Genomic DNA, 2215 nt, shown 5'->3' on the forward strand with positions numbered 1-2215 from the left:
AAAACCGACCTTGCATGCGCGGTCGCCGCTGACAGGCGGTTCCCGGGGAAGGTCGTGGCAGAAACCCTTGGTGTGGCCCGCTCGAACCTGGTCGATCGACTGAAGGGCAAGACAAAACCGCGTCGGCGTTACCACAAGGCGCAAGACGCTGAGCTGGTGCCGCGGATCGCCGCGCTGGTGACGGTCCGACCGACCTATGGCTACCGCCGCATCACCGCGATCCTGAACCGCCAGCTGCGGTCAGAAAGCTCGGCACCGGTCAAACACATGGCGTAATTTGGAAACGGCTCTTCCTGTTATCCTGTGTCGTCGTTGATGAGGAGGAAGGACAATGACGCATTATGCAGGACTGGATGTCTTCGTAAAGGAAACCGCGATCTGCGTGATCGATGCGGTTGGGGCCGTCGTGTGGCGGGGGAAGGTTCACACGCAGATCGATACGATCGCAGAGGCGCTTGCGCGCCATGCGCCCGAGCTTGAGCGTGCGGGTATGGAGACAGGGCCGGTTGCGGTCTGGCTCTGGCATGGCTTGCGTGATGCAGCAGTGCCTCTGGATTGCATTCACGCCCGTCGGGCAGCAGCGGCGCTCAAGCTTCAGGTCAACAAGACCGATAGGAACGACGCCCGTGGCCTGGCGCAGCTTGTGCGATCGGGGTGGTATGAACCCGTTCCCATGAAGTCGATGGCGACCCACCGGGTGCGCGCCATTCTCGTAGCCCGGCAGCAAATCGTCGGCATGTGCACGGCGCTGATCAACAAGATCAGGGGATTGGCAAAAACGTTTGGCATCATTGTGGCTCCAGGCAAGGGATCGACATTTGATCGCGCCGTGAGGGCGGGGCTGCCAAGTGATCCGGTGGTGCGAAACCTGCTGGAGAGTCTGCTTGCGACACTGACCCTGCTTCGGGACCAGCGCCGCGCTTTTGACCGGCAGCTCGCCAGAGCTGCGCAAGAGAACGAGACATGCAAGCGATTGACCAGCGCACCGGGTGTTGGGCCTTTGACCGCGATCGCTTTTGCTGCTGCAATCGAAGATCCCTCCCGCTTCCGGCGCGCAAGTGATGTGGGCGCCTACCTCGGGCTCACGCCGAAACGGTATCAATCGGGCGAAGTCGACATTGGCGGACGCATCTCAAAATGCGGCGATCGCCTGACGCGCAGTCTTCTCTTTGAGGCGGCCTCGGTGATCCTGTACCGGACACGCGGCGAACTTGGCTTGCAAGACTGGGCGCGGCAACTTGCTGCACGGTCAGGAAGCTGGAAGGCGCGTGTAGCGCTTGCCCGAAAGCTGGCAGTAATCTTATTCTTGATGATGCGTGACGGAACAAGCTTTGAGCCGCGGCCGTATCATGCAGGGCGGGCAGCAGCATGAAGGGGGAGAACGACCAGCTATAGACCAATCGCGGAACGCCAGGCTCCCAGAGTGCTGGCCACAGCGATCTCGCGACACTCTTTGCGGCCTGTTCTGCTGGATCAGGATCGCGGGAATCACATCGAGACGCTGTTCGATCGAGCGCCACTCGTGCGGCAGGCGTCCGACCTGACCGCGAAGACGACAACGATCCTTTGGTGGAAATCGATCACGAGCTTTGGGAAACTGGCTTGCGTAATTAGACGACAAAAGGGTCTACAGGATCATGCAGGCCCATAGCCTGCTGCTTGCGCGGACATATACGGAGCGTCCCGAGCATGTTCACGACGGCAAGGTCATCGTCATGCGCTCTAACCTGCGCTGGTGTTCGGATGGGTTCGAGTTCACCTGCTGGAATGGCGATATCGTCCGCGGTGCCTTCATCATCGATGCCCACGACCGCGAAATCATCGCTTGGCGTGCTGTCGTAAATGCAGGGGTCAGCGGGTCAGACATCCGCGACATCATGCTAGAGGCCGTCGAGCGTCGCTTCGGAACATACCGTGCGCCTGCGGTCGTCGAGATGCTGTCCGACAACGGCTCACCCTACATCGCCAGGGACACGCAGATCTTCGCTCGCCAACTTGGTCTGAAGCCTTGCTTCACCCCGGTCCGGAGCCCTCAGAGCAATGGCATGTCAGAGGCATTCGTGAAGACGTTCAAGCGCGACTACGTCCAGGTGACGCCGCTACCAGACGCCCAAACCGCTCTCGGATTGATCGGAGGCTGGATCGAGGACTACAATGAAAATCACCCGCATTCAGGGCTGAAGATGCGCTCGCCCCGCGAGTTCATCGCAGCTAC

At 60.5% G+C, this 2215-nt stretch carries 1 protein-coding gene and 2 pseudogenes; all 3 read left to right on the forward strand.

The window, feature by feature from the left end; translation table 11 throughout:
* Positions 1-267 (forward strand): annotated as a pseudogene (locus TY51_RS19835) (IS3 family transposase); the annotation flags it as partial.
* A gap of 64 nt (positions 268-331) precedes the next feature.
* Positions 332-1372 (forward strand): IS110 family transposase, encoded by a 1041-nt coding sequence (locus TY51_RS19840; RefSeq protein WP_042253068.1) that lies wholly within the window; start codon positions 332-334, stop codon positions 1370-1372.
* 238 nt (positions 1373-1610) lie between these two features.
* A pseudogene (locus TY51_RS19845) lies at positions 1611-2215 on the forward strand (DDE-type integrase/transposase/recombinase); the annotation flags it as partial.

It is taken from the genome of Paracoccus sp. PAMC 22219, assembly GCF_000787695.1.
In the GTDB taxonomy this organism is placed as follows: domain Bacteria; phylum Pseudomonadota; class Alphaproteobacteria; order Rhodobacterales; family Rhodobacteraceae; genus Paracoccus.